Below are 16950 nucleotides of genomic sequence, written 5' to 3'. Positions count from 1 at the left end.
ACAGGTGGGGGGGGCTATTTGACGCTTAACGTAACAGGAGTGGGATGTAGATATGTATGTGGAATTATCCTGTAGGATTTGCTTTAAAGGCTGAACCGATCTACGAACTGCTTGATCAGTTCATTCAATAATCCGGCGGCTTTCGTAGGAAGGCGATGATCAGCTTTCTTAAGGAAAACCAGTTCACTATTTGGTAGTTGTTGATGCAATATTTTGGCATAGGGATGGAAGTGCTTATCTTCTTCACCATAAACGAGCAGGACAGGAAGATGGATTTCCCCGAGCCGTGAGGTACAGTTATACTTCAAGCTGTAACGGTAATATTGTTCGACGTTCCTCGGATTTCCCTGCTTTGCATCGTTGAATAACTTACAGAACAAAGATAACTGTTTCGTTTGTGACCAAGCATTAGAAAGGGCAATCGTACCGATTGTGCCGATTTTGGAAAGAGCAATGCCCAAAGAAATTTTGTTTCTTAGTCGCCATTCGTTTACTTCTGACATTCCACTGATAACAATGCCTCCCCATGCCCGATCTGGATAAGTCAAGAGGAATTCAAGTACTATCGAGCCTCCGGTAGAATATCCACACAGAAATACTTTATCCAGGCTCATCCGGTCCATCAAATGTTTAATATCCAGGGCGATGAGAGGGTAAGTAACGGTCTGTTTGGAAGGCTGACTCTTACCGTGTCCTCTAATATCAAAAGCAATCGTTCGAAAATGAGGCGATAGCCCTTGGATTTGGTATGTGAAATTTAAGCTTGTGAGTACTGGAGGGTGAATGAATAGGATGGCGAACCCTTTTCCGGAATCAATATAATGCATCGAGTATCCGTTTATGCTTGTGGTAGTCATCGTTATATTCCTCTCCCTTTGAAGAATTTGGTTTTACTGAAAAAAATAACTCGTGATATAAAAAACATTTTCGGAATCGTTTTATGACTCTACAATCATAATTCTGATCTCTAAACAATCGAATATATTCTTTTTCATTACGAATATACTCCCCGTTGTCGTACCATTTCATAAACCAGTTACATAGCGGTTTTTTCTTGGATAAACATGGTTCCATAACGACAATGGTTCCGTTAGGCTTTAGAATTCTTTGAAATTCCTTCATGTAACTTGATATTTCATCCGAAGAAATGTGGTGTAATACAGCGATAATAAGTATGTAGTCGAACGACTCATTATTAAATGGGAGCTTCTTACTATTTAAAACTTGAAATGCATGGTGGCTATATAATCGCTTTGCATAACCAATTCGTTGGGTGTCAGGATCAATCCCAACATAATACAATGGGTGAAACATGGAGCAATTTGCTCCAGTGCCGCAGCCAAAATCCAGTACAGTTTGTCCATCAAAAGAAAAATGGGAATGTACATAATCATGGATATATTTTTTAGTAAACCATTTCGGACGGACAAACCAATGATAAAGTCTAGGTGAGAACGGAATGTTAATGGGAATTCACCATCTTTCTAATTATTCGAGTCACTAGAGATAATTTGGCCTATTAGATCAAAAAAATTCATTTCGGAATAATTTTTTTTAGTGTAAGCAAAAATAAAAAATCAAGGGAAAGTGTTTTTCAAAGAAGGGGATACACAAATGGGAATAAAGTATAAAATCGCGATTGTACTAGTGCTAAGTTTAAGTTTACTACTCGTCGGTTGCAGGGCGGACTCCAGTCAACAGCTAAATCAACAAAGCATCAAGTCCCATATCCCAGTGAATAATAAGGCCAAACCGGTCATATTCATCATGATTGATTCTTTAATGGATAAGCCTTTGCAAGATGCGATTCAAGCAGGCCGTGCTCCGGCAATGCAATATCTCCTTAATCAAGGGCAATATTTCCCGCATGTAGTGAGTTCATTTCCCACGATGTCTGTGACAATCGACAGTACATTATTAACGGGAACGTATGCAGACCAACATCATGTGCCTGGACTCGTTTGGTACAGCGACCAAAAGAAACGCATGATTCTCTACGGCAATGGTGCCAAAGAAGCCTTGAAGATAGATCAAATGCAAGTATTTATGGATGCTATTTATCAGTTAAATCAAGTTCATTTGAACAAAAAAACAAAAACAATTCACGAAGAGCTGGCTGACAAAGGAAAAGAATCGGCATCAATCAACGCTATTGTTTTTAGAGGAAGAACGGAACATGACTTAAAAGTACCTCGCTTTATAACGAGCAGCAATCGTGTGCCAGAACAATTGAGAATAACAGGACCTAAATGGTTTTCTTATGCAACTTTTGCACAACTGGATCCAAAGAATAGCTGGAATACTCCTCCGTGGAAAAAATTCGGGATGAACGACGAGTTTTCCGCAAAAGATACCGCTTTTCTAATCAATCAAAAAAAACTTCCAAGCGTAACTGTCACATATTTTCCAGAAAATGATAGTTCGGTGCATAAAAAAGGCCCGGCTCAGTTGGAAGGAATTGAAAAAGCGGATCAAGCGCTGCAAACCGTGTTGAACGCATACGGTTCGTGGGAACAGGCTGTAAAAAATGCGATATGGATTGTCATGGGTGATAGTGCGCAAAGCGCGGTTTATGATGATCGACAGGTAGCGACTGTTGAGATAAAGCCGCTGTTAAACCATTACCGCATAGCAAAATTAAATCAATCAGTAAAAAAAGAAGATCAAATTGTCATTTCCACGAATGAACGAATGGCTTATGTTTATGCGATTAATGATAACGTCGAGTTATCTGATGTAGTGAAGCGCTTACAAAAAGAGGAAAAGCTCGACATTATCGCTATGAAAGATGGTAAAAACAATATTCATGTTACAAAGGGGAAAAAGGGTAAGCTATTTTCTTATCATCCTGGTGGAAAATACACCGATGAATATGGACAATCATGGACATTGTCGGGCGAAGAAGACCTTGTGGATATTACGATAAATAACAACCGGATCAAATATGGAAAATATCCAGACGTTTTGGCGAGGCTGCACGGGGCAATGTATTCACATGGAGGTAGATATATTGTCGTCACGGTACAACCCGGATATGAACTCGTCGGTGAAAGTTCTCCTACCCACATCGGAGGGGGAGCTCATGGTTCGCTGCATGAAAAAGATTCCCTTGTCCCATTAATTATTTCCGGAACGAATACACGCCCCAAAACACTGCGAATCGTTGATATAAAAGACTGGATTATGCAATTGGTGAATGGATAAGTTTATTTATCTTATTTGGATAGGGGATGATTTTACTGTCATCCCCTACGCAGATGGACAGAAGAATGTATACGGAGTTTTTCAATCTGCCTGTTTAGAGGCTTTCGTAGCTTTTATGACTGCGGAAACAATGTAATCATCCACGTTTGCGCCAGGTACCCAATCTTTGATGAATGATTTGGATTCATCTTTAGGTTCGATACTAATACTCGTAAATCCACTTTGCTGCAGCATGGATTTCACTTCTTCCAATGAAGAGGCGCCGGAAATACAGCCGGAATATAACTCATTTAGGTCATTTTTTATTTCTGAAGGAAGTTTTGCAGTGGTAATGATATCGGAAATTGCTAATCTGCCGCCAGATTGCAGAACACGATAGGCTTCGTTGAAGACCTGCTGTTTATCCGGTGAAAGGTTTATCACGCAGTTGGAAATAATAACGTTTACTGTACCATCCGCTACTGGTAGATGCTCGATTTCACCTAGACGAAAGTTGGTATTTGTGAAATTCCCTTTGACTGCGTTACTGCGGGCGCGGCTGATCATATCCGGAGTCATATCGACCCCGATGACCTTGCCGTTGTCCCCTACTTGGCGAGAAGCCAAAAAGCAATCGAAGCCGCCGCCACTGCCCAGATCGAGGACAACTTCTCCTGCTTTCAGTTCTGCAATAGCTTGCGGGTTACCACAGCCAAGTCCGAGATTTGCTCCTTGAGGGACAGCTGTTAACTCCTCAGTCGAATAACCCATTTGCGATGAGAGGCTATCCGCATCTGACGGAGATCCACAGCAGCTGCCTGCTGGGGGGGGGGGATTGACTTCCTTAACAGCAATCTGTTGGTAATGGTTCCGTACATTTTGGCGAATTTCATCATTCGTAAGTTTATTCATATCAAAACACTCCTTTAATTTGGATGGGGGAGGTGGAATAGAATTTGAATGCTCTTATGTTTTAGTTAGCAGCAAGGCGCGCAGCAGATAGAGGTTTGCACTGGCTTTGGAAGAAAAAAGTCAAAAGACAAACGAACTTTTTTTTGGGGATTTGAATTTGACCATTTCCATACGGACTGAGATCGGTGCTGCTTTTCTAATTCGTGAGCGTTCATCAGGTATTCTGCAACATATATGTTGTCGATCATTTTTACAAACCTCCAGAAGTTAAAATATTGTAAATTGCAAGTATTAAAGGGGTTATCCTCTTACCGGAAAACAACATTTACTGGATTGGGCCATGGCATCGTTAAAGAGTTTCACAGATCGAATCACGGTTTCTTTTTCAAAATCAGATAAAAACGAAAAGACCTCGTTCAAGTACTCGTTCATTTGTGCGTCAATAGTAGTCGCTACATATTTACCTTCCACGGTAAGAGACAGGGTATAGACTCTACGATCGCTAGGGTCCGGCGTTTTCTCAACCAGATTCATCTTGGTCAAGCTCTGAACCTGTCTGCTAAACGTAGTGATATCTGTTCCAAGGGTTTCAGCAATTTGCTGCATGGAAGGTTTATGCTGACGGTCAATTTCATAAAGAATATGACTTTGAACCGGAGAAATGTCATGCCCACCCACGGTACAACAGTTTTTGTTCAGTAAACCTAAACGACGGGTCATGTTTTGAAATAATTCTCGTGTATTTTCCATGTATGTTTCACCTCATGCCTTAGTTATACGTTATTCATTTGCAAATTGCAAGTATTATTCGTTCTTGATATTAAAACCGAACTCCATTAGTATATAAGCATATAGTTATATAAGTGGAAGGGGGTCACATATTGGATCAACTTGGCTACGTAGCCGATCATTTAAAGCTATTGGGCGATAAAACTCGGCTGGCTATGCTTTCCCTGCTAAGAGAGAGAGAATGGTGTGTTTGCGAATTTGTAGATATCTTTGATATGTCGCAGCCAGCAATTAGCCAACATTTGAGAAAATTAAAGTCGCAAGGAATTGTAAAAGAAGAACGACGAAGTCAGTGGGTATACTATTCCTTAAATGTAGACGACAAGCCGCATATTCAAGCCGTTCTTGAGCGTATGCCAGACTCCAAGCAGATTTTAAAATGGCTGAATAAAGAGGAGCCGATAGCATCTTGTGGGCCGGATTCATCAGCTTGCTGCTCATCCTAAAGGCTGCTCCGTTTAACTCCTTGCAGGGATAAAGATGTTTTCAATATAAGTATATGTTTATAAGGTAATGTAATGGAGGTTTAAAACATTGATTTTGTTGGCATGCATTATATTTTTAGCCACTTTAGTGTTGGTGATCTGGCAGCCTAAAAATCTGTCTATCGGCTGGTCTGCCTGCGGCGGTGCCATACTCGCCTTGCTGGTGGGTGTCGTCGATTTGCATGATGTTTGGGAAGTTACTCATATTGTCTGGAATGCGACACTGGCTTTTGTAGCCATTATTCTGATTTCGTTGGTGCTTGATAAAATCGGCTTCTTCGAATGGGCGGCGCTTCACATGGCACGAGCTGCGCGAGGAAGCGGAACCCGGATGTTTGTTTATGTGACCATTCTTGGCGCCGTTGTTGCTGCTTTTTTTGCGAATGACGGTGCGGCCTTAATACTGACACCGATTGTACTGGCGATGGTTCGGGCACTTAAATTGGATGAGAGAATGGTTTTTCCTTTTATCATAGCGAGCGGTTTTATTTCAGACACGACGTCGCTTCCGCTTGTGGTCAGCAACTTAGTCAACATTGTGTCAGCTGATTTCTTTGGGATCACCTTTATGGAATATGCGAGTCGCATGATTGTACCTAATTTATTTTCTTTAGCAGCCAGTATAGGGGTACTGTATCTTTTTTTTCGCAAAAGAATTCCGAAAACGTTTGATGCGGCACAATTAATCACGCCTGCGGAAGCGATTAAAGATCCAAAAATGTTCCGTATGTCCTGGATCGTTCTTGCGGTTTTGTTCGTTGGCTACTTTGCATGCGAATTTTTTAACATTCCCGTTTCGGCGGTGGCTGGTATTATTGCTATCTTTTTCTTATTGATGGCGCGTAGAAGCCCTGCAGTGCCGATGAAAGAAGTCATTAAGGGCGCTCCATGGGCTATCGTATTTTTCTCCATCGGAATGTATGTTGTGGTGTATGGTCTACGTAATGCCGGTTTGACGGATCTGCTGGCCCATGTGATTCAAGCGGCTGCTGATCAAGGTATGTTTGTGGCCACCATGGGCATGGGTTTTATTGCGGCGATTATCTCGTCGGTCATGAATAACATGCCTACGGTCATGATTAATGCGCTTGCCATTGATGCCACCCATGCAACCGGTATGGTCAAAGAGGCGTTGATTTATGCTAACGTGATTGGATCGGATCTGGGGCCGAAAATAACTCCGATCGGTTCATTAGCCACGTTGTTGTGGCTGCATGTGCTCCGTTCGAAAAACGTAAAAATTTCTTGGGGGACTTATTTTAAGACAGGCATTGTCTTAACCATTCCTACACTTTTTATGACCCTATTGGGCTTATACCTGTGGTTAGTCATTTCATAATTGAACATTGAAGGAGACATTAATGATGGAAAAGAAGACAATTTACTTTTTATGCACTGGTAATTCTTGTCGCAGTCAAATGGCAGAAGGCTGGGCCAAAAAATACTTGGGAGACCGTTGGAATGTATACAGTGCGGGCATTGAGGCACACGGCCTTAACCCTAAAGCGGTGCAAGCGATGAATGAAATAGGGATCGATATCTCCGGACAAACTTCAGATATTATAGATCCTGCTTTGCTGAACAGCGCGGATTTGGTTGTGACCTTGTGCGGAGATGCTGCAGATAAATGTCCTATCACACCTCCGCACGTTCGTCGTGAACATTGGGGATTTGATGATCCAGCTAAAGCACAAGGAACAGAAGAAGAGAAATGGAGCGTGTTCCAGCGTGTACGGGATGAAGTCGGGGCTCGTATTCGGAAATTTGCGGAGACTGGTGAATAAACAAGGTACACAGCTATAGTATTTCAAACAAGCACGCCTCCTTAAAGAGGTGGTGCTTGTTTGGCGTTTTTTTCCTTCACAGAATACTCTTCCAGCACCTTTGTTTTATCTCCATAGATCCTATCCAAATGATCTTCTCCCCATAAGCAAAAACGATCAAGCAGATCTTTAAAATCCCATCCATATTCACTAAGCTCGTACTCCACTTTGGGTGGAACCTGGTTATAAATGATGCGGTGGATGATTCCATCCTTTTCAAGCTCTCTAAGCTGTTGGGTAAGCACTTTTTGGGTGATTTTGGGAATGAGTTGACGAAGTTCGTATGTACGTTTTCTGCCGCTGGTTAAATGATGCAGGATGATGCCTTTCCACTTTCCACTGATGACCTCTAAAGTTGCCTCGATCCCGAGCATATAGGTTTTGGCGTTGTCTTCCATAGACTTTCCCCCTCTCCGATCTGTAGTCCTAAAAGCACTAAGGAACCTTAAAGTACCTACAGTACATTAAAGTGCGTACTTCACACTCTAATGTATAACATCCATAATAGCATCTGTAGACAGGGTTCAACAATTATGAGGAGAAAGAAGGTTACGGATACATGAAGGTTCTATTGGTCGTCACGCATCCTAGAGAAGATTCACTTACCCTCGCGGTCATGAATCGTTTTGTAGAGGGATTGAAAGAGAATAAGCACGAGGTAGATATTTTGGACTTGGATCGGGATGGATACAATCCGGTGTACAGCGCTGCAGATGAGCTGGATTGGAATACGACCCATAAACAATATGCTCCTGAAACGCGGAAAGAGATGGATAGAATTGCAGCTGCGGATGCTCTGGTCTTTGTGTTTCCACTATGGTGGTACAGTGTCCCTTCCATGCTAAAAGGGTACCTGGATAAAGTCTGGAACAAAGGTTTACTTCAGGAATTTACGACGAAGCAGGTTTTGTGGATGTGCTTGGCGGGAGGGACGAAAGAACATCTGATCAAGTATGAATATCACGATTTGGTTACTAATTATTTGAATAAAGCCATTGCTGGTTACGCAAGAGTAAGAGAGTCCAAGGTGGAGTTCTTCTATGATACTTTGTCCGAGTCGAAAGAATACATTGAAGGTTTACTGGAGCACGCTTATCAATTAGGTCGGGCATATAAGTGAATTTTATTCTGATAACAATGAGAGTTTAATATTATTGGGGATTTTTGCAAAATCCTGATTATGGAAAAAGGGTTAAGGCTCGTTAGACGGCACTTAACCCTTTTTTATTTTATAGACGAGACTCTATCCTTTTATAGGCTCGTGCATAGGTGTTGATGGTGCCCCTTGCATAGATAACCCGCCGCCAGTTGTGTTTGCTGGAACAACGGGATGTGGTGAGCCCTTTTCAGAAGCAGTGCCCGCAGTCTGCTTGGCTAGCTTCTGTTTCTCCCATAGGGCTCTGGCGATCACCAACATGGAGAGTATACCCACATATAGTAACAGAGAACCGAGTTCGGGAAGCATCTCCTGCAAAGGTGCACCACGCAGACCCATGGTGCGCAGGAATTTGTACATCCATACGAAGGGAAAGAAATCACCGATTTGAATCGCTAAAGGTGGAAACAGTGATCTGGAAAGAACAGCCCCTGATAAAACAAAAGCAGGCATGAGTATCATCACCATTCGGCCAATGGCTATTCCCGGATGTGCAGCGCCCCATGCAACCAGGACATTGATACAAACGGTACCGAATACATACAGGACAACCGGAATCATAAAGAGAATCGGATTGGCCTCGAAACGGCCTCCCCCAAACACTTTGAGCATCCCGAGAGAGAAGATTAGGCCAGCCGTTGAAAACAGCGTATAAGGAAGCATACGCAGCAGGATGTTGAACGGATTTTGCAGCTCAGCAGCCAGCCTCTTGGAAACCCGGAGTCTAGCGACCAGAGGTAAGCTATTTATATTCAGTATCATAAAAGAGAACATACAAGTGAATGCAAGTATCGTCGTATTCTGATAGTCATTGGTTGGATTAAACAGGGAACGCACTTCCAAGGCGATACCATTGAGGGCCCCTTGGGCCTGTTCTGTGTTCATTCCGGTTTTCAACATAGCTGGAACAGACAATTCCATATTCTCAGAAACGCTAATTTCCTGCATAGCTGTACGAATCGAAGTAATAGATTGAACATTGGTATTATCGAGAATGAGACCCACGCGGCTGGAAAGGGAACGATTGTGATTATCCTCTAAACCATGCGGCAAGGAAATAACAGCCAAATATTGCTCGTGATAAAAATACTGTTCTGGGTTGTCCGTATACGAAACAATCTCAGCTACGTTCATATACGGGGAAGCATCTATTTTCTGAATGAACTCACGGCTGTAAGCTGTGTTATCTTGATCCACTACTACCACGTTAGCGTCGTTAATTTGGCTGCTTGGGAGCAACAGTGAATACCCCAGTACGGCAATCAACGGGAAGATAATAGCTATGATCGGATACTTGGAGTGAACCAGATACGACCATTCATCACGAAGAGATTTCATTTGTATTCACCTCAACTGTCATGCCTGGTAGCAAAGCTGCTTCTCTTGTTACATATACACGTACCTGGAATGTAGCGGTATCTGCTTCTCCTTTTTCACGGGACATCTTCACATTAGCGAATTGTGGTGCAGCAGTTACATAGCGTACCGTACCTTTCAGGTCCTTATTGAGACCAGAGATATGAGTTTTAATTTCTTGATTGGCCTTGAATTTCCCCGCTTGTTCTTCATTCACATAGAGATCGTAATATAAATCGTTGGTTTCCAGGGTAATCACAGGAGCCCCTTGCGCCACATTTTCGCCTACTTTGGTACTAATTGAAGTAACCTTGCCATCCTGTGGAGCTTTTAACACCAGGCGTTCTTTTTTGAGCAGCAACGTTTTAAGCTGAACCTCCTGTGCGTCTTTTTGTTGCTTTAAGAGGTCAATAGCCAGCTTCTGATCCGCCAACTGTTGACGACTCTGCTGAATGGTTTCCAGTTGGGTTTTGGAACGATCGACGGACAATTGGGCACCGCGAATTTCTTCCTCGGCTTGTTTTACCGAAACGGCTGCTTGTGTCGTCTGTTCACTGGCCTGCATACGTTCTTCAGAAGTGGCGCCATGAAGTAGCTTTTGAAGAGACTCTTTTTGCTGGCTCAACTGATTTGTCGCTAAAGTCAAAGAGGATTCGGCATCATCCAACGCTGCTTTGGATGCACTTCCTGCATCATAGAGTGCTTTATTACGCTTATAGTTGGTCTGAGCCGTCTGAACGTTTTTGGTGGCTGAGGCTACGGCAATTCGTTGCTGCTGAACATCTTCATCCCGAGCCCCGTTATTGACCTGTTGTTCCGCGGCAGTGGCTTGACGCTCAGCCGCTTGTGCCCGCTGTAATGCCGCCTGACTTTTACGCTCAGTCACTTGAGCTTGCGCGATATCTAGCTGTGCCTGTTTTTCCTGAGTTGCTGCTCGTGTATACCCTAAATTGATGGATTGTTGTTGTTGGCTGATTTGCGTATTGAACTGGGCGATTTGTGTCCGCAGCTGCTCAATTTGCAGATCCACATCTGTGGAATCCAAAGTCATAAGGACAGTTCCTTTTTTCACCTTAGTTTCTTCTGTTACCGGGATGTTCAGGATTTTGCCGCCTACTTGTTCAAACGATACATGAATGCTATCCGCATTTAGTGTTGTGCCTTTAACGGATCGAGAAGCATTGACTTGATCTTGTCCGTTGGTCTGAAGCAGGAACCCCCCGCCGATAAGGCAGGCAATAGAAATGACAGGGATGATGAGGCTGGTGACTTGTGTGCGATTCATGAGTAATACACTCCTTAAATTCCTAAAATGAGTTAAACATAGACTCGAATAAATATCCTGATATGTACATTTTATTTATTCTTTTATTTAATAATTTAAAAGTTAGTTGGCTAACTAAAATACAAAATTAAAACTTATTCTGGTTTTGCTGCTTTATATATCTCTTTTGCTTGAGGGATGCCGCTTTCTATTTTTTGCAGTAATGTCAGGAGCAGCTCTTTTTCATCGGTGGACAGGTGGCTCATCAGTGTGGAAGTGCATGTAAAATGTATAGGCAGCAGTCTTTCCATCATTTCTGTTCCTTGTTCTGTCAGTTTAACAATGCTCATACGGCGGTCGGAAGGATGAACAGATCGAATAATAAGCCCATCGCGTTCCAGACGGTCAACGAGACCGGTAACGGTTGGCTTGCTAACCCCTACTTTTTCCGCAAGCTCTGTAGCCAGCAACCCTGTATGGATGTTGCGATACAGAAGAATTAATATTGAAAATTTCCCATGAGATATACCGAACTTCTCAAAACCCTCAAAACTGACTTTAAAGACGCTGGAAGATACCCGCATAAAAAATAGCATAGCTTCCGTCGCTCTTACATCAATCTCGGGGATACGCATAGAAAATTCTTGCAGAGCCTCACGAGTGGGCAAGTCCCGTAAATCAAAATCCATAAGGTTCTCCTTTCTTCTTACAGTATGTTCCAATCGACAAATTAGTTAGCCGACTAATCTTAATCTATTCAAAAATGAATTTCAAGCTAAATTTTGTTAATCGTCATGCGATTTTTCACCATATGGAGGTTGTTCGTGCAATGGTTCAAGCTTTTCCCTACATTGATATTTACAATGAAGTGCTTGATAATAAGTGGATATCGCACGAGAACAAAAACCTAAAGTGAGGAATCTGGAATGACGACAAAATTATACTACACTGCTCCAAATCTTACGGAGTGGGACACTCATATTACACAGAGCATGGAAAGAGACGGAAAATATTTGGTTATGCTGGAGGAAACGGCATTTTATCCGCATAGTGGAGGCCAGCCTTGTGATACAGGAATAATTCAGGACGTCCGTGTATTAGATGTTGTTCTCGAAGATGGGGACATTTGGCATCAGGTAGATCGTTTGCCGGAGGATCGGAAAGTGACCTGCCGATTGGATTGGGAACGCAGATTTGATCATATGCAGCAGCATAGCGGGCAGCATTTGCTGTCAGCGGTTTGTCTGGAGTTGTTGGGTGCGCGTACTGAAAGCTTTCATCTGGGACAAGAGTATGCCACGATTGATGTGAACTGTTCGGATATAACATCTGCGCAATTATCGGCAATCGAACAGGAAGTAAATCAGCAAATATACAGTAACCGCAGCATAAAAAGTTTTTTTGTAACCAGTGAGCAATTGAAGGATATTCCGCTGGTGAAAACGCCCAAAGTGACGGAAAATATTCGGATTGTCGAGATCGAGGGTATTGAATATAATGCTTGCGGCGGTACACATGTAGCTCAGACCGGGGAAATTGGGATCATTAAATGCTTAAAATGGGAGAAGCAGAAGGGGATGGCAAGAATCCATTTTAAATGTGGCATTCGCGCACTCCAGGACTTTAACGATAGTGTTCAGATATTGGACGTGTTATCTACGAAGTTCAATACCGGGCGAAAAGATATTTTGACCCGATTCGAAAAGTGGGAGCAGGAGCATAAGCAGCTTAAGGCGCAAGTGGAGCTCCTACAAGAGGAAAATGCTTCGTACCAGGCGAAAGAGTTGCTATCTGCTGTGCAGGGGCATGTTCTTGCTCGTGTATTCGAACAAAAATCCCTTCAGGACATGCAGCAATTGGCTACCAAGCTGACAGCTGAGCATGATCTGCTTGTTTTATTTGCCACAACTGCAGAAAACAAAATCATTCTGGCACATAACGGCACCCAGTCTGTTGCCTGCGGAGCATTTTTGAAAGAGAATCTGGGCGCGTTTCACGGTAAGGGGGGCGGTAGCAACCAATCTGCTCAGGCTGCATTCCCGTCCCGCGAAGACCTTTTAAATTTCTTTGAAACGGCCCAGCGGCAGTTCATTCAGGGCTGATGTAATGGAGGATTAGTGACGCAGCGGCAGCTTCCACTTTTCCTTTTCTGTAAATAAAATAAAAGAAAAAATAAGTGCAACAACAGCACCCCAAACGGCTTTATCTCCAATCGTCAAAGTCAGAAATCCCCCCAGCAAAGCCCCTACCAAGAAGGCTGCCAAGATGACACCATAACGCATCGCTCGAATGGCAGCGTTCGTGTCCTTGGTTGTTATGGCGATATACACAGCCTCTATAGCTGATCGGAGGTTGCCGGTGCTGACAGTAGAGGTGTACGGCACATCAATGAGCTTGCGGAAGGAGGTCATTTGTACGGAAGCGACGAACGAGACGATTACCACCACTACCGTATTGGGAACTCCTTGTGGAATCAGTCCCACGATGAAAAAAATTGCAATTTCCAGTAAAATAATTGCGCGGGTCCAGTCCGGAGTTAGACGGTGGGTTGATTTTCGTTTAATCCCTTCAGCAACAAAAACACCCAGTGAAAAGGCGATCAGGGGTGGGATATAGGATAACGCCTGAATCCAGTGCCCCTGAATGACTTTGACAGCCAGCAGCACGATATTGCCTGTCTGTGCGTTGGCGAAAACACCGCCTCTTCCAACAAAGGTATATGTGTCCAAAAAGCCCCCTACTAATGATAGTAAGGCGCCCAGTCGTAACGATTCGGACGTTACCTGATGTAAATGGATTTTGCCTTTCATAATCACGGCATAAGCCTCCTATGCTAAAACGTCGATTCTTTCAAGTTAGCACGTCAATCCAGAACCGCACAATTAAATTAGTCACTTCAGTATGAAAATGGCACAAAGAAGCCGCATCAAGTCCCATGTAAATGAAAAGGACGTGAAGCGGCTTCTTTGGGGATGCTCGTTTTTAGTCCCCACACGGGACTTTAAAGGGTGCTTATCGCAGGGCTTGAACGAGCGCTTCGCCAAATGCCTGTGCGCCATCTGGACCGTCGGCCGTAATAATGTCGCTATGCGCAACGACATGCTGCGCCACATATTCGGCTTGATGCGATTGGAGCTGATCTTTTTGTACATCCACTGGATAGCATGTAGCCGTTCTACCAGAGAGTAGTCCAGTTTGAGCCACGGCTACAGAGCCTGCGCAGATGCCAGCCAATAAAGTCTTTTGCTCATGAGTTTGTTTTAGCAGAGCTTGGAGATCCGCGTTATTCCACAGATGGTCATTCGTACCTGATCCGCCGATCACAGATACTACATCATAATCAGCCAGCACAGCGTCTGTAAAAACAAGATCAGCTATCGCTTTACCGTTGTAGTCACCCGTGATTTCGCCTGTTTTTGTACTAGCTAGCGTCACAGTAACACCTGCTTGCTCCAGTGCTTCCTTTGGTTTAAACAATTCATCCTCATTAAAGCGCTCTGGGGGTATAATAAAAAGAGCTTTTTTACTCATATTGTATTCCTCCTTGAATGTGTAACGTTATCTACTATTGTAGGGTGGACTCGTCAGGCTGTGAAGAATGCACTTTCAAGTACGGAGGTTACCTGCAGGTTACTATTAGAGTGCAAGACCATGATGATTTAAAAGGAGTTAGTTGATATATGACTGATACGCTGAGAGAAGAAATACGGGAGAAAATCGTTAACGGAGACTATAACTGCGAAAAGGAACTAACCTTGTCAGTGTTAAGTGGAAAGTGGAAGGTCGTCATTTTATGGCATCTGGGTGTGGAAGGGGCGCACCGTTTCAGTGACCTGCAAAGGCTGTTTCCGAAGCTGTCGCATAAAGTGCTGACCAATCAGCTGCGGGAGTTGATGGAGGACGGTATTGTGCACAGGGAAGTGTATCCCGAGGTACCTCCAAAGGTGGAGTATTCGATGACCGAGCTGGGAATGACGATTTTACCCATTGTGGAGATGATGTATGACTGGGGGAAAAAACGGGTGCAATCCATTTGTGAGGAAATGCAACGCAGCGGTGAGGGGGACGTTTAAAGTTCCTTCATATGAAAAATAGAACGCCTTGCACTATGAGTACAAATTGCACTTAGAGCAAAGGCGTTCTTTGGCATGTTAGCAGTCTGTGTGTGTTTATCATGTTAGTTTAGGAAAAATAGCTGTAGCCCATATGGATCATTGCTTTTCAAGTGCTGGTAGAACCTCAATCCAACGTGTAGCCCAAGTACCGATATGGTCAAACAAAGGAGCTAAATCGCGTCCCTTATCTGTAAGAGAATATTCAATCCGTACAGGCTTCTCAGGATAAACCATACGTTGTATGATCCCTTCTTCCTCCAGCTCTTTCAAACGGTCGGAAAGGACCTTTCCGCTTAAATTAGGGATTGAATTCTCAATAGCGACGAAACGTTGCGGACCATTGGTTAGTTGAAATACGATCAACACCGTCCAACGCTTACTCAGCAGCTCCATAGCTTTTTCAAACCGTGGGCACATCTGCGGAATGTTCATGTGATCACCTCATGCTCCTATTATTAACGATTCACTGTTAAAAGTAAATGATTTTACTTTACATAAATTTATTACTTGACGAAACGGCATGATATAAATATACTTTGTTACATAAAGTAACTTATTAGCTCTGATACGGATATCCATATATGAATACTTAAAATTTGAACTTATTTTGATATTATTAATAATGTAATTAAATGGACAGGTGCGGACTAATCGTTGAGGTCATGGTTTGGGCGTAGGGGGAAGTCAGATGAAGCTGGAATGTGAAGTGTGCGTAGTTGGAGGAGGACCCGCAGGGACTCTGTTATCCTGCCTACTGGCGGAGCAGGGTGTTTCAACGATATTGGTTGAGCGGCAGAGCGTGCCCGGAAAGGCTTTCCGCGGTGAAATTTTAAATGATGAGGGTCAGGAAGTGATCCAAAAACATAAGCTGCTCGAACAAATTCATGAGGACTATGTTCTCGCCTCCACAAGAATCGAATATTGGGAGCATCAGCAGCAGGTGAAGATGGTCAAGCCAGCATCAGCAGATGGTAATGTGGGGGTTCATATTCCACAGCCTCGATTTTTGGAGGCTTTGCTCAAGCAGGCGTCAACCTACGAGTCCTTCCGTTACCTGGCGTGTACAACGGTGACTGCGTTGGAAGGTAACAGCGAGCAGGGCTACACGGGCTTGATCGCCCGCGATAAGAACGGTCATGAGATCACGATTGACAGTTCGTTGATTGTAGGGGCAGACGGTCGCTATTCGACTGTGCGCAAGCTGGCGCAGATGCCTGTGACGAACATTCGACACGGCTATGATCTGCTATGGGCGAAAATTACGGCACCTGCTGGGTGGGAGCCCGTCACTCGTCTGGCACGGGTCAATGGAGATCAGTTGGCTTTATTCTCTCAGGCTGAGGGCTATATTCAAATTGGCTGGAATGTAGAGGAAGGCAGCTTTCCAACCCTATTTAAGCAATCCTTTGAACCATTTATACAACGGTTTACAGAGGCTTTTCCGGATTTGAAGCATAGTGTGCATGATCATATTCGTTCATGGAAGGACTTCGTACCGTTGGATATTTTCAGCAGCCGCAGTGACACCTGGGCGCAGAACGGACTGGTCCTTATTGGAGATGCGGCGCATACCATGACACCTACCGGAGCTTTTGGCTTGAATGCAGCTTTGAAGGATGCCGATGTGCTAGCCAGTGAGCTTCTTCGTTTACGACAGAAGAGCTATACCGCAGGAGACCTAAAGGCGTTCGAAGACGGACGACGACAAGCTGTCACCGAGCTTCAGGAACGGCAGCTGACGATGGAATCCACGTTTCATGAACATTTCTTACACATAGTTCAATGATTTATACGCTGACAATAACGATTAGCCTTTGAAGAATTAGGCATTTTCTATATAGAGCTCATATAAAGGATGGTGTAGAGT

General features: G+C 43.6%; 19 protein-coding genes. 8 read left to right on the top strand and 11 right to left on the bottom strand.

Annotated features, from left to right (window positions below; all coding sequences use genetic code 11):
• Window positions 1–83 precede the first annotated feature (83 nt).
• Both C1T21_RS11340 and C1T21_RS11335 read right to left on the bottom strand, forming a co-directional pair.
• Window positions 84–857: an alpha/beta fold hydrolase gene (locus C1T21_RS11340; RefSeq protein WP_103048328.1), complete on the bottom strand. Its 774-nt coding sequence runs from the start codon at window positions 855–857 to the stop codon at window positions 84–86.
• Window positions 814–1461, bottom strand: a complete 648-nt coding sequence (locus C1T21_RS11335) for a class I SAM-dependent methyltransferase (RefSeq protein ID WP_146032487.1) — start codon at window positions 1459–1461, stop codon at window positions 814–816. The genes C1T21_RS11340 and C1T21_RS11335 overlap by 44 nt, the downstream gene beginning before the upstream one ends.
• A gap of 153 nt (window positions 1462–1614) precedes the next feature.
• On the opposite strand from C1T21_RS11335, the gene C1T21_RS11330 reads away from it, so the two are divergent.
• The gene (locus C1T21_RS11330; protein ID WP_103048326.1) at window positions 1615–3204 is read left to right on the top strand and encodes an alkaline phosphatase family protein; all 1590 of its coding nucleotides are present in this window, start codon (window positions 1615–1617) and stop codon (window positions 3202–3204) included.
• A gap of 81 nt (window positions 3205–3285) precedes the next feature.
• Here C1T21_RS11330 and C1T21_RS11325 read toward each other — a convergent pair whose 3' ends face one another.
• On the bottom strand, window positions 3286–4095 hold the full coding sequence (locus tag C1T21_RS11325; RefSeq protein ID WP_103048325.1) for an arsenite methyltransferase: 810 nt from the start codon (window positions 4093–4095) through the stop codon (window positions 3286–3288).
• Between the two features lie 300 nt (window positions 4096–4395).
• On the bottom strand, window positions 4396–4845 hold the full coding sequence (locus tag C1T21_RS11320; protein ID WP_103048324.1) for a MarR family winged helix-turn-helix transcriptional regulator: 450 nt from the start codon (window positions 4843–4845) through the stop codon (window positions 4396–4398).
• A gap of 131 nt (window positions 4846–4976) precedes the next feature.
• Between C1T21_RS11320 and C1T21_RS11315 the strand changes: the two genes are divergently transcribed.
• The 3 genes from C1T21_RS11315 (at window position 4977) to arsC (ending at window position 7153) form a co-directional block, all read left to right on the top strand.
• On the top strand, window positions 4977–5330 hold the full coding sequence (locus tag C1T21_RS11315; protein WP_103048323.1) for an ArsR/SmtB family transcription factor: 354 nt from the start codon (window positions 4977–4979) through the stop codon (window positions 5328–5330).
• 88 nt (window positions 5331–5418) lie between these two features.
• On the top strand, window positions 5419–6708 hold the full coding sequence (locus C1T21_RS11310; protein ID WP_103048322.1) for an arsenic transporter: 1290 nt from the start codon (window positions 5419–5421) through the stop codon (window positions 6706–6708).
• Between the two features lie 25 nt (window positions 6709–6733).
• Entirely contained in the window at window positions 6734–7153 is a 420-nt protein-coding gene (gene arsC / locus C1T21_RS11305; RefSeq protein ID WP_061828947.1) for an arsenate reductase (thioredoxin), read from the top strand.
• Window positions 7154–7194: 41 nt separating this feature from the next.
• Here arsC and C1T21_RS11300 read toward each other — a convergent pair whose 3' ends face one another.
• Entirely contained in the window at window positions 7195–7590 is a 396-nt protein-coding gene (locus C1T21_RS11300; RefSeq protein WP_103048321.1) for a winged helix-turn-helix transcriptional regulator, read from the bottom strand.
• Window positions 7591–7751: 161 nt separating this feature from the next.
• Here C1T21_RS11300 and C1T21_RS11295 point away from each other — a divergent pair, with 161 nt between their 5' ends.
• Window positions 7752–8312 carry an NAD(P)H oxidoreductase gene (locus tag C1T21_RS11295; RefSeq protein ID WP_103048320.1) on the top strand — a complete coding sequence of 187 codons (561 nt, stop codon included), beginning with the start codon at window positions 7752–7754 and terminating at the stop codon, window positions 8310–8312.
• A gap of 123 nt (window positions 8313–8435) precedes the next feature.
• Here the strand turns inward: C1T21_RS11295 and C1T21_RS11290 are convergent, their stop codons facing one another.
• The 3 genes from C1T21_RS11290 to C1T21_RS11280 all read right to left on the bottom strand — a co-directional run bounded on the left by C1T21_RS11290 (window position 8436) and on the right by C1T21_RS11280 (window position 11657).
• Window positions 8436–9686 carry an ABC transporter permease gene (locus tag C1T21_RS11290; RefSeq protein WP_103048319.1) on the bottom strand — a complete coding sequence of 417 codons (1251 nt, stop codon included), beginning with the start codon at window positions 9684–9686 and terminating at the stop codon, window positions 8436–8438.
• Window positions 9670–10989: an HlyD family secretion protein gene (locus C1T21_RS11285; RefSeq protein ID WP_103048318.1), complete on the bottom strand. Its 1320-nt coding sequence runs from the start codon at window positions 10987–10989 to the stop codon at window positions 9670–9672. Before C1T21_RS11285 ends, C1T21_RS11290 begins: the two co-directional genes overlap by 17 nt.
• A 134-nt stretch (window positions 10990–11123) precedes the next feature.
• On the bottom strand, window positions 11124–11657 hold the full coding sequence (locus tag C1T21_RS11280) for a MarR family winged helix-turn-helix transcriptional regulator (RefSeq protein WP_103048317.1): 534 nt from the start codon (window positions 11655–11657) through the stop codon (window positions 11124–11126).
• A 237-nt stretch (window positions 11658–11894) separates the two neighbouring features.
• On the opposite strand from C1T21_RS11280, the gene C1T21_RS11275 reads away from it, so the two are divergent.
• Window positions 11895–13070, top strand: coding sequence for an alanyl-tRNA editing protein (locus tag C1T21_RS11275; protein WP_103048316.1), 1176 nt, complete (start codon window positions 11895–11897; stop codon window positions 13068–13070).
• A gap of 12 nt (window positions 13071–13082) precedes the next feature.
• Here C1T21_RS11275 and C1T21_RS11270 read toward each other — a convergent pair whose 3' ends face one another.
• Both C1T21_RS11270 and C1T21_RS11265 read right to left on the bottom strand, forming a co-directional pair.
• Window positions 13083–13784, bottom strand: coding sequence for a YoaK family protein (locus tag C1T21_RS11270; protein ID WP_039273899.1), 702 nt, complete (start codon window positions 13782–13784; stop codon window positions 13083–13085).
• A gap of 196 nt (window positions 13785–13980) precedes the next feature.
• The gene (locus C1T21_RS11265) at window positions 13981–14499 is read right to left on the bottom strand and encodes a DJ-1/PfpI family protein (protein ID WP_103048315.1); all 519 of its coding nucleotides are present in this window, start codon (window positions 14497–14499) and stop codon (window positions 13981–13983) included.
• A 149-nt stretch (window positions 14500–14648) separates the two neighbouring features.
• On the opposite strand from C1T21_RS11265, the gene C1T21_RS11260 reads away from it, so the two are divergent.
• Window positions 14649–15041: a winged helix-turn-helix transcriptional regulator gene (locus C1T21_RS11260; RefSeq protein ID WP_103048314.1), complete on the top strand. Its 393-nt coding sequence runs from the start codon at window positions 14649–14651 to the stop codon at window positions 15039–15041.
• 138 nt (window positions 15042–15179) lie between these two features.
• Here the strand turns inward: C1T21_RS11260 and C1T21_RS11255 are convergent, their stop codons facing one another.
• Window positions 15180–15515 carry a winged helix-turn-helix transcriptional regulator gene (locus C1T21_RS11255; protein WP_023990392.1) on the bottom strand — a complete coding sequence of 112 codons (336 nt, stop codon included), beginning with the start codon at window positions 15513–15515 and terminating at the stop codon, window positions 15180–15182.
• A 256-nt stretch (window positions 15516–15771) separates the two neighbouring features.
• Here C1T21_RS11255 and C1T21_RS11250 point away from each other — a divergent pair, with 256 nt between their 5' ends.
• Window positions 15772–16869, top strand: a complete 1098-nt coding sequence (locus tag C1T21_RS11250; RefSeq protein WP_103048313.1) for an FAD-dependent monooxygenase — start codon at window positions 15772–15774, stop codon at window positions 16867–16869.
• Window positions 16870–16950: the final 81 nt, after the last annotated feature.

Origin of the sequence: Paenibacillus sp. F4, from assembly GCF_002894905.1 — a bacterium.
GTDB lineage: Bacteria > Bacillota > Bacilli > Paenibacillales > Paenibacillaceae > Paenibacillus > Paenibacillus polymyxa_B.
This window is presented reverse-complemented; position numbering and strand designations above follow the sequence as displayed.

Bases quoted from the DNA above. Each gene is read 5' to 3' on its own strand.
- C1T21_RS11340 (WP_103048328.1), bottom strand. From the start codon at position 857: ATGACTACCACAAGCATAAACGGATACTCGATGCATTATATTGATTCC.
- C1T21_RS11330 (WP_103048326.1), top strand. From the start codon at position 1,615: ATGGGAATAAAGTATAAAATCGCGATTGTACTAGTGCTAAGTTTAAGT.
- C1T21_RS11325 (WP_103048325.1), bottom strand. From the start codon at position 4,095: ATGAATAAACTTACGAATGATGAAATTCGCCAAAATGTACGGAACCAT.
- C1T21_RS11320 (WP_103048324.1), bottom strand. From the start codon at position 4,845: ATGGAAAATACACGAGAATTATTTCAAAACATGACCCGTCGTTTAGGT.
- arsC (WP_061828947.1), top strand. From the start codon at position 6,734: ATGGAAAAGAAGACAATTTACTTTTTATGCACTGGTAATTCTTGTCGC.
- C1T21_RS11300 (WP_103048321.1), bottom strand. From the start codon at position 7,590: ATGGAAGACAACGCCAAAACCTATATGCTCGGGATCGAGGCAACTTTA.
- C1T21_RS11295 (WP_103048320.1), top strand. From the start codon at position 7,752: ATGAAGGTTCTATTGGTCGTCACGCATCCTAGAGAAGATTCACTTACC.
- C1T21_RS11290 (WP_103048319.1), bottom strand. From the start codon at position 9,686: ATGAAATCTCTTCGTGATGAATGGTCGTATCTGGTTCACTCCAAGTAT.
- C1T21_RS11285 (WP_103048318.1), bottom strand. From the start codon at position 10,989: ATGAATCGCACACAAGTCACCAGCCTCATCATCCCTGTCATTTCTATT.
- C1T21_RS11280 (WP_103048317.1), bottom strand. From the start codon at position 11,657: ATGGATTTTGATTTACGGGACTTGCCCACTCGTGAGGCTCTGCAAGAA.
- C1T21_RS11275 (WP_103048316.1), top strand. From the start codon at position 11,895: ATGACGACAAAATTATACTACACTGCTCCAAATCTTACGGAGTGGGAC.
- C1T21_RS11265 (WP_103048315.1), bottom strand. From the start codon at position 14,499: ATGAGTAAAAAAGCTCTTTTTATTATACCCCCAGAGCGCTTTAATGAG.
- C1T21_RS11260 (WP_103048314.1), top strand. From the start codon at position 14,649: ATGACTGATACGCTGAGAGAAGAAATACGGGAGAAAATCGTTAACGGA.
- C1T21_RS11255 (WP_023990392.1), bottom strand. From the start codon at position 15,515: ATGAACATTCCGCAGATGTGCCCACGGTTTGAAAAAGCTATGGAGCTG.
- C1T21_RS11250 (WP_103048313.1), top strand. From the start codon at position 15,772: ATGAAGCTGGAATGTGAAGTGTGCGTAGTTGGAGGAGGACCCGCAGGG.